The organism is Wohlfahrtiimonas chitiniclastica, from assembly GCF_002252325.1.
In the GTDB taxonomy this organism is placed as follows: domain Bacteria; phylum Pseudomonadota; class Gammaproteobacteria; order Cardiobacteriales; family Wohlfahrtiimonadaceae; genus Wohlfahrtiimonas; species Wohlfahrtiimonas chitiniclastica.
The window spans coordinates 615,172-641,547 of sequence record NZ_NEFL01000001.1 but is presented as its reverse complement, the minus strand read 5'-3'; the positions used below and the strand labels follow the sequence as shown (position 1 = coordinate 641,547).

Here is a 26,376-nt window from a genome sequence, read left to right as displayed (position 1 = left end):
AATTTAAAGGAGTTTTTATGTCCTACATTCTGATTTTCAACTGCGGCAGTTCATCACTCAAATTCTCATTGATGGATGCAGACAGTGAAAAAGTAGAGCTCTCAGGTTTAGCCGAACGCTTAGGCGGCAATGGCGCGGAAATCACCACAAAATATCATGGTGATAAAATCGTGGCGTCTCTTGGCAATGGGAGTGGACATCAAGAAGCCGTTGAATACATTTTAGCCTTCTTAAAAGAGAAAGGTTATTTAGAACAAATCCAAGCCATTGGGCATCGCGTGGTGCATGGTGGCAATAAATTTAAATCGTCCGCCTTGATTGATCAAGAAGTGTTAGATCAAATCGAAGCATGTGTGCCTTTAGCGCCACTGCATAACCCTGCAAACTTAATCGGCATTAAGACTGCACAAGTGGCATTTCCACATTTACCGCAAGTGGCGGTGTTTGACACGGCATTCCATCAAACGATGCCAGAGACGGCTTATTTATATGCCATTCCGATGGAGTTATACCGTGATCACAATGTGCGCCGTTATGGTTTTCATGGTACAAGCCATCGTTTCATTGCAGAAAAAACCATCGATACATTGGGTTTAGATCCAAATGATCACTGCATCATCAGTGCGCATTTAGGCAATGGTTCATCTTTGGCTTCCATTAAAAATGGTCAGTCGATGGACACCACCATGGGATTTACACCTTTAGAAGGTTTGGTGATGGGCACGCGCTCAGGTGATGTGGATCCGGGGATTGTCAAATATCTCTCCACCATTTTAAACATCGACAGTTATGAGATTGATCACATTTTAAACACCAAAAGTGGGTTGCTTGGCGTCTCTGAGTTGTCGAATGATTGCCGCACATTGTGGGCAGCGGCTAAAGAAGGGCATCATGGTGCGCAAGTGGCATTAGAGATGATGAATTACCGTTTAGCGAAGAAAATTGTTTCCTACATCGTGCCCCTTGGCCGTTTAGATGCATTGGTCTTTACAGGTGGCATTGGGCAAAATGACTTTATGAGCCGTAAAAAAGTGATCGAACATTTAGGCTTTTTAGGTTATCACCTAGATGAAGCAGCGAACGAAGCCACCGTCGGCGGTGCTGAAGGCGTGATCGCCACCAGTGAGACATTCGGTCAAGCACTTGTATTATGCACCGATGAAGAATTAATGATTGTGCGCGACACATTAGATGTGATTGCGTGCCTATAAGTCGTTTGATCCATGATTCATAAGATTTGAGGATAGATTGATGAAAACTTTATTTGTAAGCCCAATTGGACAAATTACCCATTTGTATCCCATCACTTTTGCTTTGGTCAAAGCTTTGCGGGCTGAAGGTTTAAAAGTGGGGTACATCAAGCCCATCAGTCAAACCCATCATGACACAGCTGTGTTGTATAAATATGTTTTTGATGAAACCGCGCCCATCTCATTGAATATGAGTGAAGTGGAAGCCCTCATTTTAAAAGATGATTATGACACCATTTTAGAAAAATCCATTGAACTTGTGGTGGATGCTCAGAAAAATCATGATGTTGTGGTGATCGAAGGGGTGGAATTCAATGCACGCAATCCATTTACAGAGAAGCTCAACCTAGATTTAGCCTCAACCTTTCAATCGGGTGTGATTTTTGCAGGCAATGCAGGGCACAATTCTTTATGTGAAATCGGTGAGTATTTGAATCTCTACATTAAGCGCTTTGCGCCACTGAAAAATTGGATTGCCGGTTACATCGCCAACAAAATGGCGGATCAAGTGTTGACCACAGAAGAGATGGCGTGCCAAATCCTGACAGATCAAAGCATTGCTTGCCTTGGTTTGATTGAGGATAATCCTGCGCTCACTGATGTCAAAGATGTGGTGCGTTTCATTGAAGGGCATTTACAATTGCATTCAGTGATTGCCCATTTAAATGCGATGGTAGAGCATCCGATCACAACGCCGGCATTTTTCAAATATCGCCTCATGGAAAAAGCCCGTGAAGCCAATCAACGCATTGTATTGCCAGAAGGCGATGAGCCGCGCACATTAAAAGCGGCCTTGATTTGTCATGAACGTCAATTGGCTCAATGTGTGTTATTGGGCGAGCGTGCAAAAATTGAAGCTGTGGCTGCAAGTGAAGGTTTAACCTTGCCTGAAAGTTTAGAGATTGTTGAACCACTCAATGTGTGTGATCACTATGTGGATACACTGGTGAAACTCCGTCAGCACAAAGGCATGACCGAAGAGAAGGCAAAAGCGCAGGTTAAAGACAGCGTGGTGCTTGGCACACTAATGTTGGCAAATGATGATGTCGATGGTTTGGTCTCTGGCGCTGTGCACACAACGGCGGATACCATTCGCCCGGCATTGCAATTGTTGGGCACAGATCAAAACTCCTCCATCGTCTCGAGCATCTTTTTTATGCTGATGCCAGAAGGTGCGCATGTGTACGGCGATTGTGCTGTGAACCCGAATCCAACGCCTGAACAGTTGGCCAATATTGCCATTCAATCGGCAAACTCTGCAAAAGCCTTTGACATTGAGCCACGGGTTGCTATGATTTCGTACTCGACGGGAAGCTCAGGCTCAGGTGTGGATGTAGAAGCGGTGGCAGAAGCCACAAAAATCGCTCAAACACAAGCGCCCGATTTGATGATTGACGGACCGATCCAATTTGATGCAGCATATGTGCCATCTGTGGGTAAACAAAAATTACCGAACAGTCCAGTTGCAGGGCGCGCCACGGTGTTTATTTTCCCCGATTTAAATACGGGCAATACCACCTATAAAGCGGTGCAGCGCAGTGCAAATCTCATCAGTATTGGTCCTGTTTTACAAGGATTGGCAAAACCTGTGAATGATCTTTCTCGTGGTGCATTAGTGGAAGATATTGTCTACACAATTGCGATCACCGCAGTGCAGGCAGCACAACAGAAGAAGTAACAGGAGTTTTCTTTGCCAATTATTCGTAAAAGTAAAGTCGTGCCATATTCAGCAGCACAGATGTTTGATCTGGTCAATGATGTGGAAAAATACCCAGAATATCTGCCATGGTGCAAAACCGTGCGGATTTTACGCAATGCAACCACAGAGATGGATGTCTCTGTGGGGGTATTGATGGGACCCGTGAATAAAACCTTCACCACGCGCAATCGCATGGTGAATCATGAAAGCATCGAGATGTCATTGCTCAATGGGCCGTTTAAAAAGCTCAATGGTGAGTGGCGCTTTGTTGCGATCAATGAGAACGAGTGCCGCATTGAATTTGAGCTCGACTTTACCTTAGCCATCGGCTTATTGTCCGGAATGCTGAGTCCCATTTTTGAAAACATGTATGGCTCGATGATTAAAGCCTTTTCAGATCGTGCGAAGGTGATTTATGGCGAGCATTAAAATTGAGTATGTGCTTGCTTTGCCAGAGATGCAGTCGCAAGAGTATCAAATCTTGAGTGAAGGGACGACATTAGGGGCCGCCTTGCCATATTTTGCATTAGATCAGAAGGCAAAAGCATTGATTGAAGCGCCAGTGTATGGGATTTTTAATCAGATTGTGGATTTAGATTATGTTCTGCAAGCAGGCGATCGCATTGAAGTGTATCGCCCATTGCAGATTGATCCGAAAACAGCCCGTAAAATTAGGGCAGAGCGCAAAAAGCGTCTTAACTCAGCGAAGTAAAATCGAGCTGACGCCAAGCTTCATAAATGGAGATGGCAACGCTATTAGATAAATTGAGACTTCTGCCATTGCCGCTCATCGGTAATCGGCAGAGGGTTTCATGTGGGCGACTTTCTAAAAAACTCATGGGCAAGCCACGGGTTTCAGGGCCAAAGATTAAGGCATCATTGTCTGAAAATTTCACATCAAAAAATGAACGCGTACCTTTTGTGGTCATTGCATAAGCATTGTTAGGCTGAATGAAGGCTAAGCACTCATCTAAGCTGTCCCATGTTTTAAGATCTGCCCATTCATGGTAATCAAGACCCGCGCGGCGCAGTGCTTTATCTTCAAGCTCAAAGCCTAAAGGTTTAATTAAATGAAGTTTTGCTCCAGTATTGGCGCACAAACGGATGATGTTGCCTGTATTCGGTGGAATTTCAGGCTCAAATAAAATGATGGATAAACGACTCATTATAATGACTTATGTTTTGCGCAACCCCGATAGGTTTGCTGATTGATTTTTGCGGTGGCTGTGTGAGTAAACTCTTTACCTGCAACCGTACATGCTTCTTCTTTAAGGACAATGTTTGCTTGTTTATTGTCAGATACTAAAGTGGTTTTGTTACCTTTTTCAGTGACTGACCAACCCATTATACGGCCTTCATAACGCCCGGGAAAAGAGCCATGGAAACGCTCACCATTGATGCTGATGTGCCATTCAGGTCCACGGCCTTCCATCTCCCAAAGGGTTTTTAAGGCCTCGGAATCCACTGTAGAAGGCGGTGCTTTGCTCTGTGTGGCACAGCCCGCTAAACAAATGATCGCCAGTGTGATTCCGAAGGGTTTAAACATAAAAAGTCCTATGAATTAGTGTGATGCCTTATTGTGATGCTTAACAGCTGCTTCAATGAAGCTGTTGAACAATGGATGGCCATCACGTGGGCTTGAGTTGAACTCAGGATGTGCTTGACATGCGATGAACCAAGGATGCTCAGGGATCTCGATGAATTCAGCCAATTCTTTATCTTTAGACCAACCGGCAAAGCGAAGGCCCGCTTGTTTTAACACATTGAGATAATCATTGTTGAACTCATAACGGTGTCTATGGCGCTCAGAGATCTCATCTTTTTGATAGATGCTGTACACTTTTGAATCTTGCTCTAACACACACGTTTGTGCACCTAAACGCATGGTGCCACCGATGTCAGATTTAGCGGTTCTGTGTTCAGTTTGGCCAGCAGCATTGGTGAATTCAGTGATTAAACCAATCACAGGATGCGGCGTATCTGAACGGATTTCTGTGCTGTTTGCATCTGTTAAACCGGCCACATTACGTGCATATTCAATCACCGCCATTTGCATGCCTAAACAGATGCCTAAATAAGGCACTTTGTTTTCACGGGCATAACGCACAGCTTTGATCTTACCTTCTGTACCGCGTGAACCAAAACCGCCGGGCACTAAGATGGCATCAATGTTTTCAAAGTATTGTGCCAATTGCTCATCATTTTCAGCCGTCTCTAATGTTTCAGAGTCTAAATACTGAATGTTGACTTTGACTGAGTTTTGAATGCCTGCATGGAACAATGCTTCATTGACAGATTTATAAGCATCCGCCAATTCAATGTATTTACCCACCATGAGCACATTGATTTGTGCCGTTGGGGCCAAGATTTTTTCAACCACATGATCCCATTCAGATAAATCTGCCGCTGGTGCAGACAGTTTTAAATAATCTAAAACGATGCGATCTAAGCCTTCTTCATGCAAAATGCGTGGCAATTCATAAATGGTGCGTGCATCTAAACATTGGATCACGGCATCTTTAGAAACGTTCGTAAAGAGGGCAATCTTGCTTCTTTCATCTTCAGGAATGGGGGCTTCAGAGCGACAGATCAAAATATCTGGTTGAATGCCAATGGAGCGTAGCTCTTTAACAGAATGTTGTGTGGGCTTAGTTTTAAGCTCGCCAGAGGCACGCAAATAAGGCACCAATGTTAAGTGCATGAATAAGGATTGATCACGACCCAATTCAGAGCGCAATTGACGAATCGCTTCTAAGAAAGGTAAAGATTCGATGTCACCTACAGTGCCGCCAATTTCGATCAAGGCAACATCAGCATCGCCCGCCGCTTGACGAATACAGGTTTTGATTTCGTTGGTGATGTGTGGAATCACTTGCACAGTGCCACCTAAGTAGTCACCACGGCGTTCGCGTTGGATCACATTTAAATACACACGACCTGCACTGACACTGTTTTTGCGCGTCGCAGTCATGCGAATGAAGCGCTCATAGTGACCGAGGTCTAAGTCAGTTTCTGCGCCATCTTCTGTCACATAAACTTCACCATGTTGAAATGGGCTCATTGTTCCAGGATCCACGTTGATGTATGGATCCAATTTCATCATGGTTACTTTAAGTTTGCGCGATTCTAAAATAGCGCCAAGAGAGGCAGCAGCAATGCCTTTACCGAGTGATGAAACAACACCACCAGTCACAAAGATAAAACGAGTCATGAAATAGTTCCTGATTTGGATGAAAATGTATATATATCAGGGATTGCATTGTACTATACCCCCGCCGATTTTGCGATAGACAATTGAGAGAAATTTATACGAATTGCTGATTGACTGTGCAATTGATCCGCAATACACCGGGCGGCATGCGTTGAAGTTGTGTATAATTCGCCCTTTGAATTGATGAGTACATGGCATGAAAAAAATTTCTGTGGTGGGTTTAGGTTGGTTAGGATTGCCCTTAGCGCAATCATTATTGGCAAATGGGCATCAGGTGCAAGGTTCAAAGAGCTCAAGTGAAGGGGTAGAGCAAGCCCAAAGTGAAGGTGTTGAGTGTCAATTGTTCAACACAACCCTTGATTTTTCATTGCGCAATCCTAAGGTTAAATCTCTCTTCAGTGTTGATACACTCGTGCTCACGTTGCCACCCACGGGGCATCATGGGCATGCAAAATATCCAATGATTATGGCAGCTTTGGCAAAAACAGCTGAATATTGCGGTGCAAAACAGATCATCTTTACCAGTTCAACATCTGTGTATGGTCAATATATGGATGTGGTCAATGAATTTTCCATGACATTACCCATCACAGAGTCCGCCAAAGCAGTGTTAAAGGCAGAGCAAGCCATTTTGGCGGCCGTCAAAATTCCCGTCACCATTGTGCGTTTAGGGGGATTATTAGGCGGTGAACGCACGCCAATGGCATGGATGGCACGTAAAGATACGTTTGATCGTCCGCATCAATGTGTCAATTTAGTGGATCGCAAAGATGCCGTTGCCGCCATTTGTGCCATCATTGAGGCTGAGCCGAATCGTACCATTTATAATGTGGTCTCTCCGATTCATCCGACACGTTATGAGTATTATACGCGCATTGCCGTGGATCATCGCTTACCGTTGCCAACGTTTACGGAAGAGGCACATCATGGCTTGATGAGCAAAGCGCCTTATGTGGATGGGCAGCGCATTTGTCAGGCGCTGCCATTTAATTATCAGTACTCGATTTATCCTGCCTAATGGATCAATGATGATGGGCGCGCGCTTCGATGGACAATTGGCGAATCGTGTGCTCAAAATCTAAATGGCGTTCGCGATTTTGATGGGCAATTGTGGCATATAGGCACACAATCGTGATCAACATCGCGATCATAATCTTTTCCGGCAGTGTCAGTGTGTGTAATTTTTGCATGGCCATACTCATCAACTTTACATAAATATAATATATGACTTCATTATACATACAAATTTACAATAAATAACACATTGCGTGAATTATTTATTAATTAACTGAAAAATATAGAAAAAATATTTAAAATCAATGATTGAATTGCATCAGTGTTGGTTTTTGTCAAGCTCGGTGAATTCATTTTCTAAATGGTCTAGGAAACTGCGCACTGCTGGAATCACACCGCGGCGCGATGGATACACCGCATGCACCACTTCATCTTCAAAGCGCCAGTTTGGCAACAATTGCACCAATTGACCCGCCGCCAGCTCTTCTTGAATGATCATTGCAGGCAGTTTGACGGCACCAATGCCATTGACGGCGGCTTTTTTCAATAAAGAGAGATCTGTGGTCATGAATTTAGGCGTGAAGGGAATGAGGGTAGAAACATTGTGGTTGTCTAACAGTTCCCATTGATTGCGATCCCGATATTGACTGTGCACCATTGATGGATAACGAAAGAGATCTTTTGGGTGGTTGATCACGCCGATCTCTTCGATGAGATCGGGGCTGGCCACCAATAATTGTTGGCGCATACTTAAGCGCTTCATGACATATTCACTGTCTTTAAAAGGTGGGGTTGAGACCCTTAAAGCGATGTCAATGCCTTCATGTACCAGATCAATGCGTCGGTTGGTGGCATCGACAATCATGTCCACTTCTGGATTGTTCTTTAAAAAGCTTGTGATCATCTCTTCCACAGAAAGATGTAGCAATGTGATGGGGCAGGTGATGCGGATCAAGCCACGCGGCTTTGCTTGGGCTTCCATGATGGAGGCTTGGGCAATTTCTGCTTTATCGAGCATCGATTGACAGTGGGCGTAATAGGTTTGCCCAATGTCTGTGACAGAAAAATGGCGCGTGGTGCGATGAATGAGGCGCACGCCTAACTCCTCTTCTAAAGCAGCCAAATGACGGCTGAGTTTAGACTTAGGCACGCGCAAATGTTTACTCGCCTCGCTAATGCCGCCATGTTCTACGATTTTGGCAAAATAATATAGCTGGTTGAGGTCTATCATTGACGCGTGATCCTATTTAATACTTAACTTTAACAGAGACATCATGGAACGCGCGAGTGACATTTTCCAATAAATCATCACTGAGGCGCACTGTCCAAGAGGGTCCTAATTTTATCAAGATATTGGCGTCATGGTTTTGAAATTTTAAATAAATGGGTTTGCCCTCTGCCGCTCTAAAATTAGTCACCATTTCGATCAGTTGTTCGATGCGTGCCACATCAATGGAGGTTTTATTGTGCAAAATCAAGGCGCGCGCCATTGTATTTCTCGTGCTTTCAATGGTTTCGATGCTCAATGGGCGGGTGCGCATGCCATTGTTGAATTCATCCCACATTAAAGAGCCTTTGACCACTAAGATGCTTTTTGTCGATAAGGGCTCATTTAAATTTTCTAAATGCTCATCATAAAGACGCAGTTCCATACGTCCTGTGCGGTCATCTAAAGTGACAAATGTCATCTTTTGACCCTTTTGATTGATTTTTGTGCGCATTTGAATCACGATGCCAGCAATGGTGCATTCAGGCTCAGCGGCACGCGCGATACGGTAACCGGGCTGTGTCATAGTGAGCACTTCACCGATGGAGTGGCTCGTGATGGCTTTGATCTCATGGCGGTAGCGGTTAATAGGGTGTGTGGTGAGATAAAAGCCTAAGGTGGCACTTTCATGCTCGAGTAACATGCGTTCAGACCATGCATCACCACGTTTGAGCGGTGTTGTGATGGTCACAGTACTGCCTGCATCATCGCCAAATAAACCAAAGAGATCTTCTTGCCCTGAGTTTTGATTGCGGTGATGCTGCTCTGCTGAATGAATGGCATCGGGCAAGGTTTCTAAAAGATCGGCACGGAATTGACAGCGCGCCTCCACCGATTGAACGGCAGGATCTAAACCATCTAATGCGCCTGCTTTGATCAAAGTTTCCACAACGCGGCGATTCATTTTGGATAAATCAATGCGGCGACAAAAATCAAACAGATCCACAAAGCGACCATTGTTTTGTCTTTCATCAATGGCTTGTAATGCAGCCGCCTCACCAACGCCCTTAATGGCGCCAAGGCCATAGATGATTTCGCCTTTATCGCTGACGGTGAATTTATAATGGGAGCGATTGACATCTGGCGGTAAAATTTTGAGCCCCATGTCTTCGCACTCTTCAATGAAGGTCACCACTTTTTCGGTGTTGTCCATGTCAGAAGATAAAACAGCCGCCATGAATTCAGCCGGATAATGGGCTTTGAGATACGCCGTTTGATAAGAGACCAACGCATACGCAGCAGAGTGGGATTTGTTAAAGCCGTAGCCTGCGAATTTTTCCATCAAATCAAAGAGGGCACCGGCTTTTTCTTTATCAAAGCCCAATTCTTCTGCCCCTTGCATGAATAATCCACGCTGTTTTTCCATCTCTTCAGGCAACTTTTTACCCATCGCACGGCGCAATAAATCCGCGCCGCCTAAGGTGTAATTACCGATGACTTGGGAAATCTGCATCACTTGCTCTTGATACACGATGACGCCATAAGTGGGCGCCAGCACCGTTTCAAGCTCAGGGAAGGGATATTCAATTTCTGCGCGGCCATGTTTACGGTTGATGAAGTCTTCCACCATGCCAGATTCTAGCGGGCCCGGTCTAAAGAGCGCCACAAGGGCGATGATGTCCTCAAAGGTATCCGGTTGTAAACGACGGATCAAATCCTTCATGCCGCGGGATTCTAGTTGGAAAACGGCAGTTGTTTTACAGGATTTTAAAAGATCAAAGGCCGCTTTATCATCCAGCGGAATGTCGAGAATGTTGATCTCAAGGCCATGGGTTTTTTGGATGTTTTGAATGGCCCAGTTGATGATGGTGAGCGTACGTAATCCCAAGAAGTCAAACTTCACAAGCCCTGCCGATTCCACATCACTTTTATCATATTGCGCCACTAAAGCTTCGCTGCCTTCTTCACAATACAATGGGGAGAAGTCCGTGATGGTGGTGGGGGAAATCACAACGCCACCGGCATGGCGTCCGACGGATTTGGTTAAGCCTTCTAATTGTTTGGCATAATCAATGAGTTCTTTGACTTCTTCATCTTTTTCATAAAGATCATGGAGCTCAGGCTCTTGCATCAAGGCCTTATCTAAAGTGATGCCAAGATCAAAAGGAATGAGTTTAGCAATGCGATCCACAAAGCCATAAGGATGCCCTAAGGCGCGCCCCACATCACGAATCACCGCTTTTGCTGCCATGGTGCCATGTGTGGCAATTTGGGAGACGGCATCGCGGCCATATTTTTCTGCCACATATTCAATCACGCGGTCGCGGCCTTCCATGCAAAAGTCCACGTCAAAGTCCGGCATTGAAACACGTTCAGGATTCAAGAAACGCTCAAAGAGTAAATCATAAGGGAGCGGATCTAAATCTGTGATTTTCAGTGCCCATGCCACCAATGAGCCTGCACCTGAACCACGGCCGGGTCCCACAGGAATGTCATGATCTTTTGACCATTGAATGAAGTCCGCAACGATTAAGAAGTAACCTGGGAAGCCCATGTTGATGATCACATCGAGCTCAATTTTAAGGCGCTCTTCATAAGCTTTTTGTTGTGGGTGATTCTCCCCAATGCGGTATTTAAGCCCTTCATAAGAAAGATGACGGAAATAATCATCCATCGTCATGCCTTCAGGCACGGGGAAATTGGGCAAACAAGGTTTACCTAAAGAGAGCTCAACGGTGCAACGTTTGGCGATCTCCACCGTATTTTCAATGGCTTCAGGGATGTCTGAAAAGAGCGCAATCATCTCTTCAGGGGACTTTAAATATTGCTCAGGGCTGTATAAACGGGGGCGTTTATTGTCAGAGATGACATTGCCAGCCTGGATACATGTGCGAATTTCATGTGCATCAAAGTCACTTTTGTGTAAAAAGCGCACATTATTCACCGCCACAAGTGGCAATTGATGGCTGATTGCTAAGCGCTTTGCTGCAAGTATGAAGGCTTCATCATTGTCTTGTTCTGTGCGGGATAAGCCTAAATATAAACGATCTTTAAAGGCGGCAAAGGGCGCTAAAGATTTGCCCCAATCTTCTTCTTTAAGGGTGAGGAGCGTTGTGCCAATCGGGCTCTCTTTACCCGCAATGAGGATTAAACCTTCATTGAATTCATTGAGCCATTCATAGGTGATGTGCGGCACGCCGCGCTCCTGCCCGTGACGATAGCCTTCACTCAATAATTTAGAGAGATTCAAATAACCCGTATAGTTTTGCGCAAGGAGCGTCATGCGTCCTAAGTATTCATGCCCATTTTTGAGGTGGCACTCTGCGCCAATGATGGGTTTGATGCCATTTTTAAGGGCAGTTTCATAAAACTTAATGGCGGCAAAGGCATTGCCCATGTCCGTTAAGGCAACACACTCCACATGTTGTTCTTTCAGCTGACCAAATAATGGTTTAATGCGGATCAAACCATCGCTGATGGAGAACTCCGTATGTAGATTGAGGTGGACAAAGCGCATGAAAATCCTTGTGAATTTGATCGTTAAAGCCGAATATTGTAACACGATGCCGGCAAAGGGATAAGCATTGCGCGCGATAAAAGCAAAAGGGCAGAGATTGCCCTTTGTGAGGGGTTGATTTTATGCTGCATGCAGCGTGCGAGAGAGGTGAGACATCATGGCATAACGCAGTGCGGCATAACGTGTGGCATGATGAATGCGCTGTTTTTTCAAGCGAAAGGTGCGCATTGCTTCTGTGGCATGATAGTGACAAGCACGCATGAGATCGCTCACGCTGCTATTTTGAAATTGCACACTCAATTCAATGGCGGTGCGCACAATGTTATCTTTCTCAGTTTGAGGCAGTGAGTTAAAAAGTTGATAAAAACGTTCTTGCTTAATCATCGAATCACCTCGAGCTTATGGGTTATAAAATATAACTTAATTATAACTTTGGTTATGAGGAAGTCAATAAAATTGCAACAAAGCACATAATAAAAACCCTCTGATCAATGAGATGAGAGGGCAATGAATAGGATGGAGAGTCCTGAATGTTATAACAATGTCGCGTACCAAAACACACGGCCAATGACGGTGATCTGTTCTAACGGCACATCAAAGGCGGGATATTCCTCGCGGTTGTAGGATTCAACTGTAATGAGGCTACCGGTTTTGTGTTTGAGTTTTTTCATTTGTAATAAACCATCATTGTTAATGGCGTAAACATCACCATCGATGATTTTTTGATGGGTTAAATCAATGCCCACCGTTGAGCCATTTTTAAACACAGGCTCCATGCTATCGCCTTTGACCGTGACGCAAATGGCATCTTTTGGGGAAACATTGCCTTCTCTGAGCATGCTGCGAGAAAAGCGAATGGTGCGCCCTTCATAGTCATCAAGTTCAGTGGCGCCATGTCCTGCGGACAATTGCACATCTTTATAAAACGGAATGAGTACATCGTCATCATCTTCTGTTGGGGCTTTGCTGCTGAATTGTTCTTCCCCAAACAATAACCAATGTTCTGGCACATTAAAATAGTTGGCAATCTGTGGTAAATAGCGGCTGCGCTTGGTTCTGCCTTGACAAATTTTTGAGATGGCAGCTTGAGAAATTCCCACATCATGGGCGAGAATTTCTTGAGAAATTTTACGTTCATCAATCAATAAATTGATGCGATCGGCAATGTTTTGCATATAGACTCTCCTTGTGAAGTTATCAATATAATTTAAAGTTATAAAAATAACAAGGCAAAAGGCGCATGGCAACGGGATTTTGCCCATAATGTATAATTTTTTCGCTTGAAAAAAAGAGAAGCCGACCCATATTGATAGACGTTAAATTATCGACATTCAATTTATTGGACACTTGGAGACATTATGAGCCAAAAAGAGACCTTACAATTTCAAACAGAAGTCAACCAATTACTCAAACTCATGATCCATTCCCTTTATTCGAATCATGAGATTTTTTTGCGCGAACTGATTTCAAATGCCTCCGATGCATTAGATAAGCGCCGCTTTGAAGGATTGACCAATGCTGCATTGATCGAAAATCAAGGCAACCCTGAGATTTTAATTCAGATGGATAAAGCCGCGAAAACTCTAACCATCAGCGATAACGGCATTGGCATGACGCGCGATGAGGTGATTGAAAACATCGGCACCATCGCAAAATCTGGCACAAAAGCTTTTTTAGAGCAATTAACCGATGAAGATAAAGATGCTTCCCAATTGATTGGTCAATTTGGTGTGGGTTTTTATTCTGCCTTCATTGTGGCCGATCACGTGACTTTAACCACGCGTAAAGCGGGTGAGCCTGAAAACAGCGCGGTGATTTGGTCATCGGCTGGGGAAGGGGAGTTCTCGTTAGAAGCCACCACAAAAGCGCGCGCAGGGACAGAGATTGTGTTACACATGCGCGATGAGCACAGTAACTTATTGAATGAATGGTCTTTAAAACAGATCATCACCAAATATTCTGACCACATTGCCTATCCTGTGATGATGGAAGTGGAAAAAGTGGAAACGGTGCCCGCAGAAAAAGAGGGCGAAGAACCCACAACGACAACAACAGTTGCCATTGAACAAGTGAACTCTGCCACATCCATTTGGCAGCGTGATAAAAAAGATGTGCCAGATGCGGATTATGAAGCATTTTATCAACACATCAGCCATGATTATGACAAGCCTTTGACATGGTCACGCAATAAGGTGGAAGGGAAAGTCTCTTACACATCTTTATTGTATATTCCAAGCCATTCTGCGCAGAACATGTGGGAACAAAACAGTGAATATGGCTTACAGTTGTATGTGCGCCGCGTATTCATTATGAATGCGAATGAGAAATTATTGCCCCGTTATTTACGCTTTGTCAAAGGTGTGGTGGATACTGCTGATTTACCGCTGAATGTGTCGCGTGAGATTTTACAATCCTCTTCAACCTTAGATGCCATCAAGCAAGGTGTGACGCGTCGCGTATTGTCGATGATTGAAGCATTGGCAAATACGGAGCAAGAGAAATTCACACAGTTTTATCAAGCCTTCAGCCGTATTTTAAAAGAGGGCATTGGCGAAGATCATGGTAATAAAGAGAAAATTGCCGGTTTATTGCGCTTTGCTTCCACGCAAACGGATGAAGAGCAGGTTTCTTTTGCCGATTACATCAGCCGCATGAAAGAAGGGCAGGAGAACATTTACTTCATCACCACTGATAATCTCAATACAGCGAAAAACAGCCCGCACTTAGAGATTTATCGTGAAAAAGGTTATGAAGTGATCCTCATGACGGATGTGATCGATGATTGGATGATGGGTTATTTATCTGAATTTGACGGTAAAAAATTCGTCAATATCGCCAAAGGTGATGTGCATTTAGACAATGATGAGAAAAAAGAGGATGAAGAACCTCAATTAGATCATGAAGAGAAGGCCATCATTGATAAATTGACTCATGTGTTAGGCAACCATGTGGAAAAAGTGAAGGTGTCTAAACGCTTGACCAATTCAGCCTCCGTGCTTGTGCGTAATGAATATGCATTGAGCAGTCACTTTGAAAAAATGCTCAAAGAAGCTGGGCATGATGTGCCAAACATGAAGCCTTGGTTAGAGGTGAATGTGAAGCATCCGCTCGTTGAACGCATCGCAAGAGAGACAGACAATGCAATTGCCGATGATTTGGCGATGCTGATCTATGAAGAGGCATTATTATTAGAGGGATCACAGCTTGAAAATCCATCAGAATTCGTCAATCGCCTCAATCGATTGATGAAGTAATGCGCAAAAGGCAAAAACGATCATTAATTAATCAGTTTTTGCCTTTACTTTTTGAAAAAGTCCCTTATAATACATGCTTCCTGATTACGGAGAAGTGGCCGAGAGGCTGAAGGCGCGCCCCTGCTAAGGGCGTATACGTTAATAGCGTATCGAGGGTTCGAATCCCTCCTTCTCCGCCAGTTAGACTGTCAAAAGCCCCATTTTATGGGGCTTTTGCATATTTAGCGTTTAGAAATACTCATTACTGTACTCATTAATGTTGGCGCTGCATTTTTTAGCTGCAGTCATTGCACTTTGTTCCCTAAAACAATCAACTCAAAAGCAGAAAAATTCGATGCATTCCATCCCTGCAAATGCATTATTTTGATTGTTGAGCGTATTTTTTAGCGCCTAAATCTCCAATCATACATTAAATTATAATTTGATTATCTAAATCAAATTATTATATTTTACTTATTGATTTTTAAAAACTTGATTATAAAATTAACTCATGAGATATATGTTAATATAAAATATTGATTTACAAAGAGTTGATTGGGCTGCACATAAGTTTTGTAAATACCTGAAAACATTGCAAGATTATTAAGGGCTGACTATGAATAAAGTATATAAAATTGTTTGGAATAAAAAAATTAATCAATGGGTTGTGGCCAGTGAATTGGCAAAAGGGATGCAAAATGCATCGACATCTGTGGCGCGTGTCGATGACAACCCATTCAATTTTTTTAAGAAAGGTTTTATATGCATGGCGTTATTGAGTGCCCTTTCAGGTGTTAGCGCGCAGTCGATCACAGTCAATACAGCCGCTGAATTTCGCACTGCTGTTGAAGGTGGCGCTTATGATCACATTACTTTAGGCAGTAACATTACGCTGACGCGAGATATTGCCGTTAACTTTTCTCAAAAAAATAATATCGTCATTGATGGTAATCATCAGTATGAATTGAAAGTCACCAGTGGCAGTAGCAATGGTTTAAGAATTAATAATGGTGGTGGCACCATCACGTTACAAAACATGTCCATTGATACTGAGAACTATTACAGTATGGTGAGGGTAGAAAGCACAGATCCTAACATCAATGTTGTGTATGACAATATTAAAAATTTTTCTGCATCCCAGCATACATTCATGCGTGGCGGTGGTGGTAATTCAAACGCCATTGCAACGATGGGGAATATGGGCGTTGTTGCCCCAGTGACACGTCAAGAAATTGGCGAGATCAATAAAATGATTTTTACGGGTCAATATCATGTGGTTCATTCAAATTCATCGATTTCGTTTCAAAATAATAGCGCGGTGATTAATACCGCCACGATGGATTTTAAAAAAGGTGCGGATGTTAAGATTGATCGCACAGGCACAACAGCTAACATCACGAATATCAACAATCGTGCTTTTGCTTATACTTTTGAGGATGGTGCTAAGTTTGAATTGATTGCGGCTCAAAATATTTTATTGGGCACCAATACAAACCGCGGTTTTCGCATCGGTACCTATGATGCTAAGGGTTTTGGCACTGGGGCAAGCATTATTCTGAATAAAACACATACAGGTGCTGCCTATGCAAATGGTATTGATAATGCCACCACCAATACGACAGGCATTAACCATAATGCAACAGGCACAGATCATGTCGTCTTTAACTTAGGTGATGAAACAGATTTAAGGGTGACGGGCACAGGCATTAGTGCAAGTAAGACAACCGGTTCTGGTGGTATTTACGTTCGAAATGCTGGGAAAATTGATGCGGATATCGGCATGCACATTGAACATAATAATGGGACAGATGGTGAGGTTGTACTCGCCAACCAAGGGAACATTACAAGTCAAACAGCAGGCATTCAGCTATTGTCCACGGCCAATAAAACAATGAAGCTTGATGGCACATCTGGCAGCATTGCAGCCTTAAGTGGTGCGGGTATCCAAGTGGGTACCGTGGAGAAAAATGGCAATCTAAACCTCAATCTGATGGGGGGTGAAATTAATGTCTCAGAGGGCGCAACGGGCATAGAATTCAATGGCAATACGGCCAATGCACATACAATCACCGGTACAACCATCAATGCAAATGGCACAACGAGCACGGCAATCAAACATAATAATGTCAACTCGCACATTACGTTTAAAGATATACACATCAATATTGAAGATGGCATCGGTTTTAGTGACCTCAACAATAAGACCTTTGCAAAAGGCGATACGGGCGGAACTAATCAAATGACTGTGAAAGGCACAGGCACAGCGCTGCGTTTAGCTAAGGATCTTTCACAATTAGCGGGTGCACATTTGAACATTAATGTGACGGATCATACAGGTGTTGTGGGCACAACGGGCACGGGTGTCGGCGTAGAAATCACGGGGGGCACCGTTGCAGATGTCATTAAGGTTGAGGATGGCGTCAACATTAATGCCACTGGGGCGACTGCTCTTAAAATCTTGGGCACGGTTGAAAGAGAACTCGTCAATCAAGGCGTGATCACAGGATATATACGTTTTGACAATGGTGATGTGAACAATACCATCACCAATACAGGGACGATTGATCACCTCATCACCCATGGCGGTGATGATACCTTAACGATTGAAAGTGGCGCATCACTATTGGGTGTGGCGAATTTAGGCGAGGGTCAAAATAAAGTTTATATCAATAATCCGAGCCAGATTCATGGCGTGACGACTGGCAGCGGTGATGATCTCTTTGAATTAAGCAACATTGATTCAAATAACCATGCTGTGATTATTAATCAATTAGATGCCGGGGCAGGCACAAACACGCTGAATGTGAAAGATTCCATTTTTAAAGCCCAAGCCGATACAAAATTTGAAAATTTTGCAAATATTCATTTAGACAAAACAGCGCTCACTTTAGTCGCATCAAACAATATTGCAACGGGCACTGTTCATATTGATCAGTTAAGCGCACTCACTTTAGGCGATCAATATACGGGTGATTTTTCAGCCTCTGTGGTTGGGGATGGCACGGTTACAATTGATAAAGGTGCGACAGTCACATTCACAGGGACAAACACTGGGCTCACAGGCAATTTAACTGTGGCAGCGGGTGGCACTTTAAATACCAATCATCTCAATCAATTCGGTTCTGGCACCACTGAGGTCGCCGGTACGTTGAATCACACAGCGAATTCTTTGCAAACACATTTGACGGGTGCAGGACAACTCAATTTAACGGGTGATCAGTCTGCATTTAATTTTGATGATAATGTGGGTTCAGATTTCACAGGCAACGTGCGTTTACAGAATAATACGTTTAATTTAAGTGGAACAAATACCGATACTTTAGCCAATAGTACGTTATCTTTAAGCACCGGCAACACCACGACAGTTGAAGAGCAAAATCAGGCAGTTAAAAATTTAGAATTAGATGGCGCAACGCTGGTATTCAAGGATGCAGGCAGCATTGTCACTGATCATTTGTCAAATACTACAAAGAATAGTGTGATTCAAGTGGATGTGACAGATACAGAATCTGTGAACGTCATTGATCAAAACTCAGGTGTGGGTAAGCAGTTGATTACGGCTAACACCAGTGCGATTAATCTTGATCATTTATCATTACAAGATTTTACGGGGCAAGTGCTTGGCGCGGGTACGGAACTTGAAATTAAGCAAAATGGTCATGCAGTTGCTGAGGGCACTTATCACTACACATTAAAAGAGCATCATGGTTTAGCTTTGAATTATGGCTTGAGCAAAATAGATATCCATGAGGATGAAATCTTAGAATTAAACTCAACGACTTCAACCAGTCGAGTGATGAATGCGCAGTTAACTGGGCTTGGCGGCATTAATTTAATGAGTACTGCCGCAGGATTGACGATTGATAATGCACTCAATGATTATCAAGGTGCCACGAATGTCACCGCAGGCATGGTGACGTTGGGCAGTGATCATGCTTTGGGTCAAACCGCTCATTTAAATTTAGCAACTGGCACAACTGTTGATTTAAGTGGTCACACACAAACCATTGGTGGCTTAACGAATGCGGGCAGTTTAGACATTGCAGGCGGGAGTTTAACGCTCACAGGCAACGGAACATCAAGTGCTAAGGATGGTTTGCGTGGTGCCGGTCAGTTAAATATTGCTGGGGGCGATTTATCTGTTTCAGCTGAGAATGCCCATTTAAGTGCGAATGTCTCGATTGCATCTGGTTCGGCATTAACGCTCATTAAAAATGCGACTGTGGGCAGCGGTCACATTGCAATTGCCGGTGCTTTAAAGCTCCAGGCGATGGATACAGCTTTAAGCAATACCATGAGCGGCGCAGGCTCAATCAATGTGTCTGACCATTCTGATGTGAGTGTGACTGCGGACAATACAGGGTTCACAGGGATATTTGCTATTGATGGCACGAGTCACTTAACAACCACAGATTTTAGCCAATTGGGCTCAGGAAGTGTGGCAGTTGCTGAATCAGGTATTGTGAATCTCAATAAGATCACTGGCGAACTCGCCAATACAATCAGCGGTGATGGAAACCTGAATTTATCTGGTACAGATTTGTCATTGAATACCGCTAATACTCACCTGAAAGATTTAACAGGTGCCATCAACCTTGCAACGGGTTCTAATCTAACATTGGCTGAAAATGGTCAATTAAATGATGCTGCTAAAGTTAACATAGCCACAGTTGGTGACAGCATCACGGTGAACTCAACGGGTGACTTTAGCTTTAAGAATAATTTAGTTGGATCAGGCTTATTAGATGTCCGAACAGCCGGCAATAGCTTTAACTTTGGCAAAGATGTTGGCAGTGACTTTGCAGGTACTGTGAATTTAGCAAACAGCACCTTTCATTTAATTAGCGATAATACAGCAGCACTAAAAAATGCAACATTAGTCATCGGCAAGGGCAATACAACGACAGTTGATACAGAAAATCAAACCATTGGGAACTTAAGATTGGATGGTGGCCAAGCAGTATTTAAAGGCAAAGGCTCCATTGCCACAGATACTTTGGCAAGTAATGGCAAAAGTATCATCCAAGTTGATTTAGATGCGATTGCGCCAACAGATGGCACTGCTGCGAATTTGTTTGACCAAAACAGTGGCCAACATCAACAATTAATCATGGCTAACAATAATGATGGCCTGAAACTCTCTGATTTAACTTTGCAAGGGCTCAATGGCAGTGCAGTAGGCGAAGGTACCATCAGAAATATTGATCAAAATGATCAAAAAGTTGCTGAAGGTACCTACAATTATGCGCTCAATAATGCAGGTGGTTTGGGCATTAGTTATGGCTTGAGTGCCTTAAATATTGTGGATGGTCAAACGCTGACATTAGATTCAACAAGTGCCGCCAATAAAAATATGACAGCAACCCTGACTGGCGCAGGGAACTTAACCTTAATCAGTGATGATCAGGGGTTGACACTCACAAATGACAAGAATGCGTATACAGGTGCCACAAATGTTACAAAAGGTTTAGTAACCGCTGGCAGTGACAATGCCTTTGGTCAAACGTCCCAATTAAATTTAGCAGCTAGCACAACTGTTGATTTAAACGGCAAAACTCAAACTGTTGGCAGCCTAAAGAATGAGGGTATATTTGATCTTGCAGCGGGATCATTAACCATTACGAATGCGGATGGTGCTGCTTCAGCTTCTTTAGGCGAATTGACCGGAAAGGGTAATTTAACCATTGCTAAAGGTGATTTAAGTATCACATCTGTAAACAATGAGTTGGCTGCTAACATAGGCATTCATTCAGGTGCTTCAGTTTCGTTATCAGAGACAGGCACTTTAGGTTCTAGTACAGTTGCCATTGATGGTGCGTTAAATTTACGTGCAGATACTGTGCTTAATAACACTTTAATTGGTAAAGGCGCAGTCAATACCCAAGCAAATGTGACATTAAGCGGGGATAATTCAGGCTTTACGGGTGCACAAAATATTGGGAATCAAGCTTCTTTAACCGTTAGGAATCAATCTGCATTAGGTTTAGGGCAAGTGAATTTCGCAACCACGGATTCAAAACTAAATTTAAATGGAGTTGCTTCAGCCGTTCAGAATGTCTTACATGGTTCTGGGATTGTGAATATTACAGATAATGCTACTGTCAATTTTAGTGCGGATAATAAAGACTTTACAGGGACATTTGCAGTCGATGGCACGAGTCACTTAACAACCACAGATTTTAGCCAATTGGGTAAAGGTTCAGTGAGCCTTATGCAAGGTGGTACCGTTAATTTAGATAAGATGACTGGTGATCTAACGAATGTAATTAATGGCGCAGGGAATTTAAATTTAGCTGGTACAGATTTGTCATTGAATACCGCTAATATTCACCTCAAAGATCTAACAGGTACCCTCAACATTGCAACGGGTTCTAATCTAACATTGGCGGAAAATGGTCAATTAAATGATGCTGCTAAAGTTAATATTTCATCCAAAGGCGACAGCATCACGGTGAACTCAACGGGTGATTTTAGCTTTAATAATAATTTAGTGGGATCAGGCTTATTAGACGTTCAAACAGCTGGTAACGGTTTTAACTTTGGCAAAAATGTGGGCAGTGATTTTGCGGGCACTGTGAATTTAGCAAATAGCACTTTTCATTTAACTGGTAATAATACAGCAGCATTAAAAAATGCAACATTAGTCATTGGCAAGGGCAATACAACTACAGTTGATACAGAGAATCAAACCATTGGCAGTTTGATGTTACAAGGTGGGCAAACTGTATTTAGGGACAAGGGTTCCATTATCACAGATACTTTGGCAAGTAATGGCACAAGTATAATTCAGGTGGATTTAGATGCGATTGCACCAACAGATGGGACAGCTGCGAACTTGTTTGATCAAAATCATGGCCAGAATCATCAGTTAATCACGGCTAACAATAATGATGGTCTGAAACTTTCTGATTTAACTTTGCAAGGGCTCAATGGCAATGCGGTAGGCGAAAGCACCATCAGAAATGTTGACCAAAATGGCCAAAAAGTTGCTGAAGGTACCTACAATTATGCGCTCAACAAAACCGATGGTTTGGGTATTAACTATGGCTTGAGCGCCTTGAATATTGTAGATGGGCAAACGCTTACTTTAGATTCAACAAGTGCTGCCAATAAAAATATGACAGCAACTTTGACTGGCGCAGGTAACTTAACCTTAATCAGTGATGATCAGGGCTTGACACTCACAAATGACAAAAATGCGTATACAGGTGCTACAAATGTTACAGCTAGTTTGGTGAAAGCAGGTAGTGATAATGCTTTTGGTCAAACTTCCATGTTAAATTTAGCGACTGGCACAACTGTAGATTTAAACGGTAACAAACAAGCCGTTGGCAACCTAATGAATTACGGCAAAGTTGACCTAGCAGGCGGTACATTAACCATCATGAATGTAGGTGGTGCTGCATCAACATCATCAGGTGAATTGTCTGGCATAGGTAATTTAATCATTTCAGCGGGTGATTTAAGCATCACATCGGTAAACAATGATTTAGACGCTAGTATAGATATTCATTCAGGTGCTTCAATTTCGTTATCAGATGTAGGCACTTTAGGTACTAGCCAGGTTGCTATCGATGGCGCATTGAATTTAAATGCGAGTGCAACATTGGCAAATCAATTCACAGGCACAGGCGCAGTCAATACTCATGCAGACATTGCATTAGTTGGCGATAACTCAAGCTTTACGGGTGCACAAAATATTGGTGACTTAGCATCACTTACTGTAAATAATCAAGCTGCTTTAGGATTAGGGCAAATTAATTTTGAAACGACTGATTCAAAATTAAACTTAAATGGCGTTACTTCAGCGGTTCAAAATGTGTTACATGGTTCTGGTATGGTGAATATTTCTGATCAATCTTTCGTGAGCTTTAGTAGCGACAACAAAGAGTTTGCGGGAATATTTGCAGTCGATGGCACAAGCACTTTAACAGCCACAGCATTTAGCCAATTGGGCTCAGGAAGTGTGACAGTTGCTGAATCAAGTGCTGTGAATCTCAATAAGATTACTGGCGAACTCACCAATTCAATCAGTGGCGCAGGAAACCTGAATTTATCCAACTCTAATTTGTCATTGAATGCAGGCAACACTAATCTTAAGGATTTAACAGGTGCAATAAATCTCACTACAGGTTCGAATCTAACATTGGCTGAAAATGGTCAATTAAATGATGCAGCTAAAGTTAATATTGCCGCAATTGGCGACAGTGTTACCGTGAATTCAAGTGGTAATTTTAGCTTTAATAATAATTTAGTGGGATCAGGCTTATTAAACGTTCAAACAGCCGGTAATAGCTTTGATTTTGGTAAAGATGTGGGCAGTGATTTTGCGGGCACTGTGAATCTAGAGAATACGCAATTTAATCTATCAGGTGATAATGCCCAAGCATTGCAAAATGCCAATTTATCTTTAGGTGCTGGCAATGTTACAACCGTGGGTGCAGGTACTCAAACCATCGGCAGCTTAACATTGAATGGTGGTCATTTGTTATTCAATAGTGACAAAGAAAAGATTGCTGCAGGCACTTTAAGTTCGACGGGTAATAGTATTGTCACGATCAACACTGAATATATCCCGCGTGTTGATGTGAATGAGTCGCCAAACTTATTTGATCAATTAACCGGCTTGGTGACAAACATTATTACAGCGAAGGATTCAAGTGGCTTGAATGTGAACGATTTAACCCTTAAGGATCAACATGGCAAAGAGCTCCTTGATAATGTGCATCATGATATTGTGCTAAACAGCGAGAAAATCGCAGATTCGACATACAACTATCACTTGGTAGAAAATAAAGGTCTAGGCGTGACGTATGGCTTGGTTGCGATTGATATTCTCGATGGTAAAACATTAACGCTCGATTCTACGACCATTAGCCGTGGCAACAATAAAATGACGGCTAAAATCACGGGTCAAGGGAATTTAACCTTAACGAGTGATGATCAAGGCATGATTGTAGACAATAGTCACAATGCTTATACGGGGGTAACGAATGTAACAGCAGGCTTAGTAAAAGCTGGCAGTGACAATGCCTTTGGTCAAACGTCCCAATTAAATTTAGCAGCCGGCACAACTGTTGATTTAAACGGTAAAACTCAAACTGTTGGCAGCCTAAAGAATGAGGGTAAATTTGATCTTGCTGGTGGCTCATTGACCATGACGGAAAAAGGATCCACCTCTTCAGGCGCATTAATGGGCGCAGGGGATTTGATCATCTCTGGTGGTGATTTAAACATCACAACAGCCAACACGGATTTAATGGCCAATGTTGCGATTCATTCAGGGGCTGCAATTCAGTTGTCTGAAACGGGGTCGTTAGGCAATGGCGCCATTGATGTCAGCGGCACATTAGACATTAACAATGGACACGCGAATTTTAAAAATGGATTGTCAGGTTCAGGTAAGATCAATATTAATGACAATGTCGCTTTAACCGCGGATGCCAATACATTTTCTGGGACTTTGAATATCAATGACAAAACATTGTCAGTCACTTCTGAAAAACAGCTCGGCACCGCGAAGATTGTCAATCATGGCACTGTTGATCTGAATCTATTGGTCGATGGTCGATGGGTGAATCAGATGACGGGCACCGGTGATTTCATTAAATCAGGCAACGGCACGTTAAGGGTTGCGAGTCAGCTATTACATACGGGCAATACTGAGATTAAGGCCGGGGCAGTGTTCTTAGAAAAAGGCGCCGTATTAGGTGGCACCAATCAGAAGTCACGTGCAAGCATGGCAGGCACTTTAAACATTGCTCAAGGCAGTACATTGGCAGGAACCGGTACAGTGAATCAAACTGTCAATAACTATGGCACCATCGATGTGAATTTACGAGATGTCAGACAGAGCCCTGATCGAGATTATGCACAAGGCAATGCCACATTAACAATGAATCATGATGTGAATAACTACAACAAGATTTATATCGGCAATGCCAATACGACAGCAGGCAATCGTTTGATCATTAACGGGAACTATGCAGCGGGTGACAATGCTGTGCTGTATATGAATACAGACCTTGGCAATCAAACGACGAGTTTAGCGGATCAGTTGATTGTCTCTGGTAATATTTCAGGCAAAACAAAGTTATATGTGACTGACATTGGCAATGTTTCAGGCGGCATGACATCGCCTTTGGGCATCAAAATCATTGATGCAGGTTCATCGGATGACAATGCTTTTGAATTACAAAATACCGTGGTCAAAGGCATCAACGAGTATGTTTTATCGAGAAATGCAGAGGATCAAGACTGGTATTTAACCTCGTATCGAGATTTATATCGCCCGGATGTGGGCAGCACCATGGCAAATAGCATGGGGACCATTCGATCTCAATTGCCGGGTTATGGTTCACACATTTCAGGCGCACTGGCGGCTGGTTCTGGTGGCTTGCGTGCTTTAGATCGAAACATGACGGCAGATGGCCAATATCTCGGCTCGGTTTGGTTCAATGAAACGGGCACCCATGATAAAGGCAACATTGCAGGTGATCAGATCCATTACACTTATAAAGGGTTTGCCTCAGTATTAGGGGCAGACACTGGCTTTAGAACAGGGGATGGCTTGGTGATTATTGGTGGGATGATCTCAACAAGCTCGATGGATTCTAAAGGCTGGAATCGCATCACAGAATCACGCAGCACAGGTTCTATCTCAGGGCAAAGCATCGGCTTATATGGCAGCTGGTTTAAGAATGCGGATGATGCATTAAGTCCCTTCATTGATTACACGATTTCATATGGCAAATATGATAATACGGTGAAAACCCTCAATAATGATTCAAGTTCGTATGATTCACGATTGTGGACGGTGAGTGTGCAGGGCGGTTATCCGATGGCCATTGGTGAGAATTTGGTGGTGGAGCCGCAAGCACAAATCAGCTATATCGATTACAAAGTAGATAATTATCGTGATTTTAATGGCACTGACATCCGTGAACAGCAAAAAGGTCATGTGATTTCAAGAGTGGGGGCATATGTTTACCCCAAAACAGGTGATGTCAAACCTTATGCAGCGTTTAACCTTTGGTATGACGACATTGCCTCTAAGGTGAGCTACGATGATCGAAGTCTATCTTCCGGTAAACCGGGCTTATTCTACGAGGCAAAACTTGGCGTACAAGCTAAGATGAGTGAGAATTTTACGATCAATTCTGAGATCAATTATCGTCAAGGCAAACATAAGCATAAAAATTACAACTTTAACATTGGTTTTAAATACCAATTCTAAGCATCATTG

The 26,376-nt window shown here is 43.1% G+C and carries 15 protein-coding genes and 1 tRNA gene; 8 read left to right on the top strand and 8 right to left on the bottom strand.

Translation table 11 applies throughout. From position 1 onward, the window contains the following. Nucleotides 1–17: 17 nt before the first annotated feature. The 4 genes from B9T10_RS03000 to B9T10_RS02985 are packed head-to-tail and all read left to right on the top strand — an operon-like array spanning nucleotide 18 to nucleotide 3,661. A complete protein-coding gene (locus B9T10_RS03000) occupies nucleotides 18–1,211 on the top strand; it encodes an acetate kinase (RefSeq protein WP_094491269.1) in 1,194 nt (397 codons plus the stop codon). A gap of 40 nt (nucleotides 1,212–1,251) precedes the next feature. Continuing rightward, nucleotides 1,252–2,928, top strand: coding sequence for a phosphate acetyltransferase (gene pta, locus B9T10_RS02995; protein ID WP_094537763.1), 1,677 nt, complete (start codon nucleotides 1,252–1,254; stop codon nucleotides 2,926–2,928). Between the two features lie 12 nt (nucleotides 2,929–2,940). Then, on the top strand, nucleotides 2,941–3,378 hold the full coding sequence (locus B9T10_RS02990; RefSeq protein WP_008314961.1) for a type II toxin-antitoxin system RatA family toxin: 438 nt from the start codon (nucleotides 2,941–2,943) through the stop codon (nucleotides 3,376–3,378). After that, nucleotides 3,365–3,661: an RnfH family protein gene (locus B9T10_RS02985; protein WP_008314960.1), complete on the top strand. Its 297-nt coding sequence runs from the start codon at nucleotides 3,365–3,367 to the stop codon at nucleotides 3,659–3,661. The genes B9T10_RS02990 and B9T10_RS02985 overlap by 14 nt, the downstream gene beginning before the upstream one ends. Here the strand turns inward: B9T10_RS02985 and trmL are convergent. Genes trmL through pyrG form a run of 3 tightly spaced genes read right to left on the bottom strand, consistent with a single transcriptional unit; the run spans nucleotide 3,645 to nucleotide 6,160 of the window. Then, nucleotides 3,645–4,115, bottom strand: coding sequence for a tRNA (uridine(34)/cytosine(34)/5-carboxymethylaminomethyluridine(34)-2'-O)-methyltransferase TrmL (gene trmL / locus B9T10_RS02980; RefSeq protein ID WP_008314959.1), 471 nt, complete (start codon nucleotides 4,113–4,115; stop codon nucleotides 3,645–3,647). The genes B9T10_RS02985 and trmL overlap by 17 nt on opposite strands. Further along, on the bottom strand, nucleotides 4,115–4,495 hold the full coding sequence (locus tag B9T10_RS02975; protein ID WP_094537762.1) for a hypothetical protein: 381 nt from the start codon (nucleotides 4,493–4,495) through the stop codon (nucleotides 4,115–4,117). Before B9T10_RS02975 ends, trmL begins: the two co-directional genes overlap by 1 nt. A gap of 15 nt (nucleotides 4,496–4,510) precedes the next feature. Then, a complete protein-coding gene (gene pyrG / locus B9T10_RS02970) occupies nucleotides 4,511–6,160 on the bottom strand; it encodes a CTP synthase (protein ID WP_008314957.1) in 1,650 nt (549 codons plus the stop codon). A 196-nt stretch (nucleotides 6,161–6,356) separates the two neighbouring features. Between pyrG and B9T10_RS02965 the strand changes: the two genes are divergently transcribed. Then, entirely contained in the window at nucleotides 6,357–7,178 is an 822-nt protein-coding gene (locus B9T10_RS02965) for an NAD(P)H-binding protein (RefSeq protein WP_094537761.1), read from the top strand. A gap of 4 nt (nucleotides 7,179–7,182) precedes the next feature. On the opposite strand, the gene B9T10_RS10155 is transcribed toward B9T10_RS02965, so the two are convergent. The 5 genes from B9T10_RS10155 to B9T10_RS02945 all read right to left on the bottom strand — a co-directional run bounded on the left by B9T10_RS10155 (nucleotide 7,183) and on the right by B9T10_RS02945 (nucleotide 13,073). Next, a complete protein-coding gene (locus B9T10_RS10155; protein ID WP_008314955.1) occupies nucleotides 7,183–7,350 on the bottom strand; it encodes a hypothetical protein in 168 nt (55 codons plus the stop codon). Nucleotides 7,351–7,493: 143 nt separating this feature from the next. Then, the gene (locus B9T10_RS02960) at nucleotides 7,494–8,405 is read right to left on the bottom strand and encodes a LysR substrate-binding domain-containing protein (RefSeq protein ID WP_018121947.1); all 912 of its coding nucleotides are present in this window, start codon (nucleotides 8,403–8,405) and stop codon (nucleotides 7,494–7,496) included. 16 nt (nucleotides 8,406–8,421) lie between these two features. After that, nucleotides 8,422–11,898 carry a DNA polymerase III subunit alpha gene (gene dnaE / locus B9T10_RS02955; protein ID WP_094537760.1) on the bottom strand — a complete coding sequence of 1,159 codons (3,477 nt, stop codon included), beginning with the start codon at nucleotides 11,896–11,898 and terminating at the stop codon, nucleotides 8,422–8,424. A 120-nt stretch (nucleotides 11,899–12,018) separates the two neighbouring features. Next, nucleotides 12,019–12,282: a hypothetical protein gene (locus B9T10_RS02950; protein WP_008314949.1), complete on the bottom strand. Its 264-nt coding sequence runs from the start codon at nucleotides 12,280–12,282 to the stop codon at nucleotides 12,019–12,021. Between the two features lie 149 nt (nucleotides 12,283–12,431). Beyond that, entirely contained in the window at nucleotides 12,432–13,073 is a 642-nt protein-coding gene (locus B9T10_RS02945) for an XRE family transcriptional regulator (protein WP_018121949.1), read from the bottom strand. A gap of 183 nt (nucleotides 13,074–13,256) precedes the next feature. Here B9T10_RS02945 and htpG point away from each other — a divergent pair, with 183 nt between their 5' ends. From htpG to B9T10_RS02930, 3 genes are all read left to right on the top strand, one after another. After that, nucleotides 13,257–15,152 (top strand): molecular chaperone HtpG, encoded by a 1,896-nt coding sequence (gene htpG, locus B9T10_RS02940; protein WP_094537759.1) that lies wholly within the window; start codon nucleotides 13,257–13,259, stop codon nucleotides 15,150–15,152. Nucleotides 15,153–15,240: 88 nt separating this feature from the next. Beyond that, nucleotides 15,241–15,331 (top strand) — tRNA-Ser (locus tag B9T10_RS02935). 416 nt (nucleotides 15,332–15,747) lie between these two features. Then, the gene (locus B9T10_RS02930; protein ID WP_094537758.1) at nucleotides 15,748–26,367 is read left to right on the top strand and encodes an autotransporter outer membrane beta-barrel domain-containing protein; all 10,620 of its coding nucleotides are present in this window, start codon (nucleotides 15,748–15,750) and stop codon (nucleotides 26,365–26,367) included. The last annotated feature ends 9 nt before the right edge of the window (nucleotides 26,368–26,376 follow it).

What these genes read in the sequence shown, in the direction of transcription:
- B9T10_RS03000 (WP_094491269.1), top strand. Translation starts at nt 18, where the DNA reads ATGTCCTACATTCTGATTTTCAACTGCGGCAGTTCATCACTCAAATTC.
- pta (WP_094537763.1), top strand. Translation starts at nt 1,252, where the DNA reads ATGAAAACTTTATTTGTAAGCCCAATTGGACAAATTACCCATTTGTAT.
- B9T10_RS02985 (WP_008314960.1), top strand. Translation starts at nt 3,365, where the DNA reads ATGGCGAGCATTAAAATTGAGTATGTGCTTGCTTTGCCAGAGATGCAG.
- trmL (WP_008314959.1), bottom strand. Translation starts at nt 4,115, where the DNA reads ATGAGTCGTTTATCCATCATTTTATTTGAGCCTGAAATTCCACCGAAT.
- B9T10_RS02975 (WP_094537762.1), bottom strand. Translation starts at nt 4,495, where the DNA reads ATGTTTAAACCCTTCGGAATCACACTGGCGATCATTTGTTTAGCGGGC.
- pyrG (WP_008314957.1), bottom strand. Translation starts at nt 6,160, where the DNA reads ATGACTCGTTTTATCTTTGTGACTGGTGGTGTTGTTTCATCACTCGGT.
- B9T10_RS02965 (WP_094537761.1), top strand. Translation starts at nt 6,357, where the DNA reads ATGAAAAAAATTTCTGTGGTGGGTTTAGGTTGGTTAGGATTGCCCTTA.
- B9T10_RS10155 (WP_008314955.1), bottom strand. Translation starts at nt 7,350, where the DNA reads ATGCAAAAATTACACACACTGACACTGCCGGAAAAGATTATGATCGCG.
- B9T10_RS02960 (WP_018121947.1), bottom strand. Translation starts at nt 8,405, where the DNA reads ATGATAGACCTCAACCAGCTATATTATTTTGCCAAAATCGTAGAACAT.
- dnaE (WP_094537760.1), bottom strand. Translation starts at nt 11,898, where the DNA reads ATGCGCTTTGTCCACCTCAATCTACATACGGAGTTCTCCATCAGCGAT.
- B9T10_RS02950 (WP_008314949.1), bottom strand. Translation starts at nt 12,282, where the DNA reads ATGATTAAGCAAGAACGTTTTTATCAACTTTTTAACTCACTGCCTCAA.
- B9T10_RS02945 (WP_018121949.1), bottom strand. Translation starts at nt 13,073, where the DNA reads ATGCAAAACATTGCCGATCGCATCAATTTATTGATTGATGAACGTAAA.
- htpG (WP_094537759.1), top strand. Translation starts at nt 13,257, where the DNA reads ATGAGCCAAAAAGAGACCTTACAATTTCAAACAGAAGTCAACCAATTA.
- B9T10_RS02930 (WP_094537758.1), top strand. Translation starts at nt 15,748, where the DNA reads ATGAATAAAGTATATAAAATTGTTTGGAATAAAAAAATTAATCAATGG.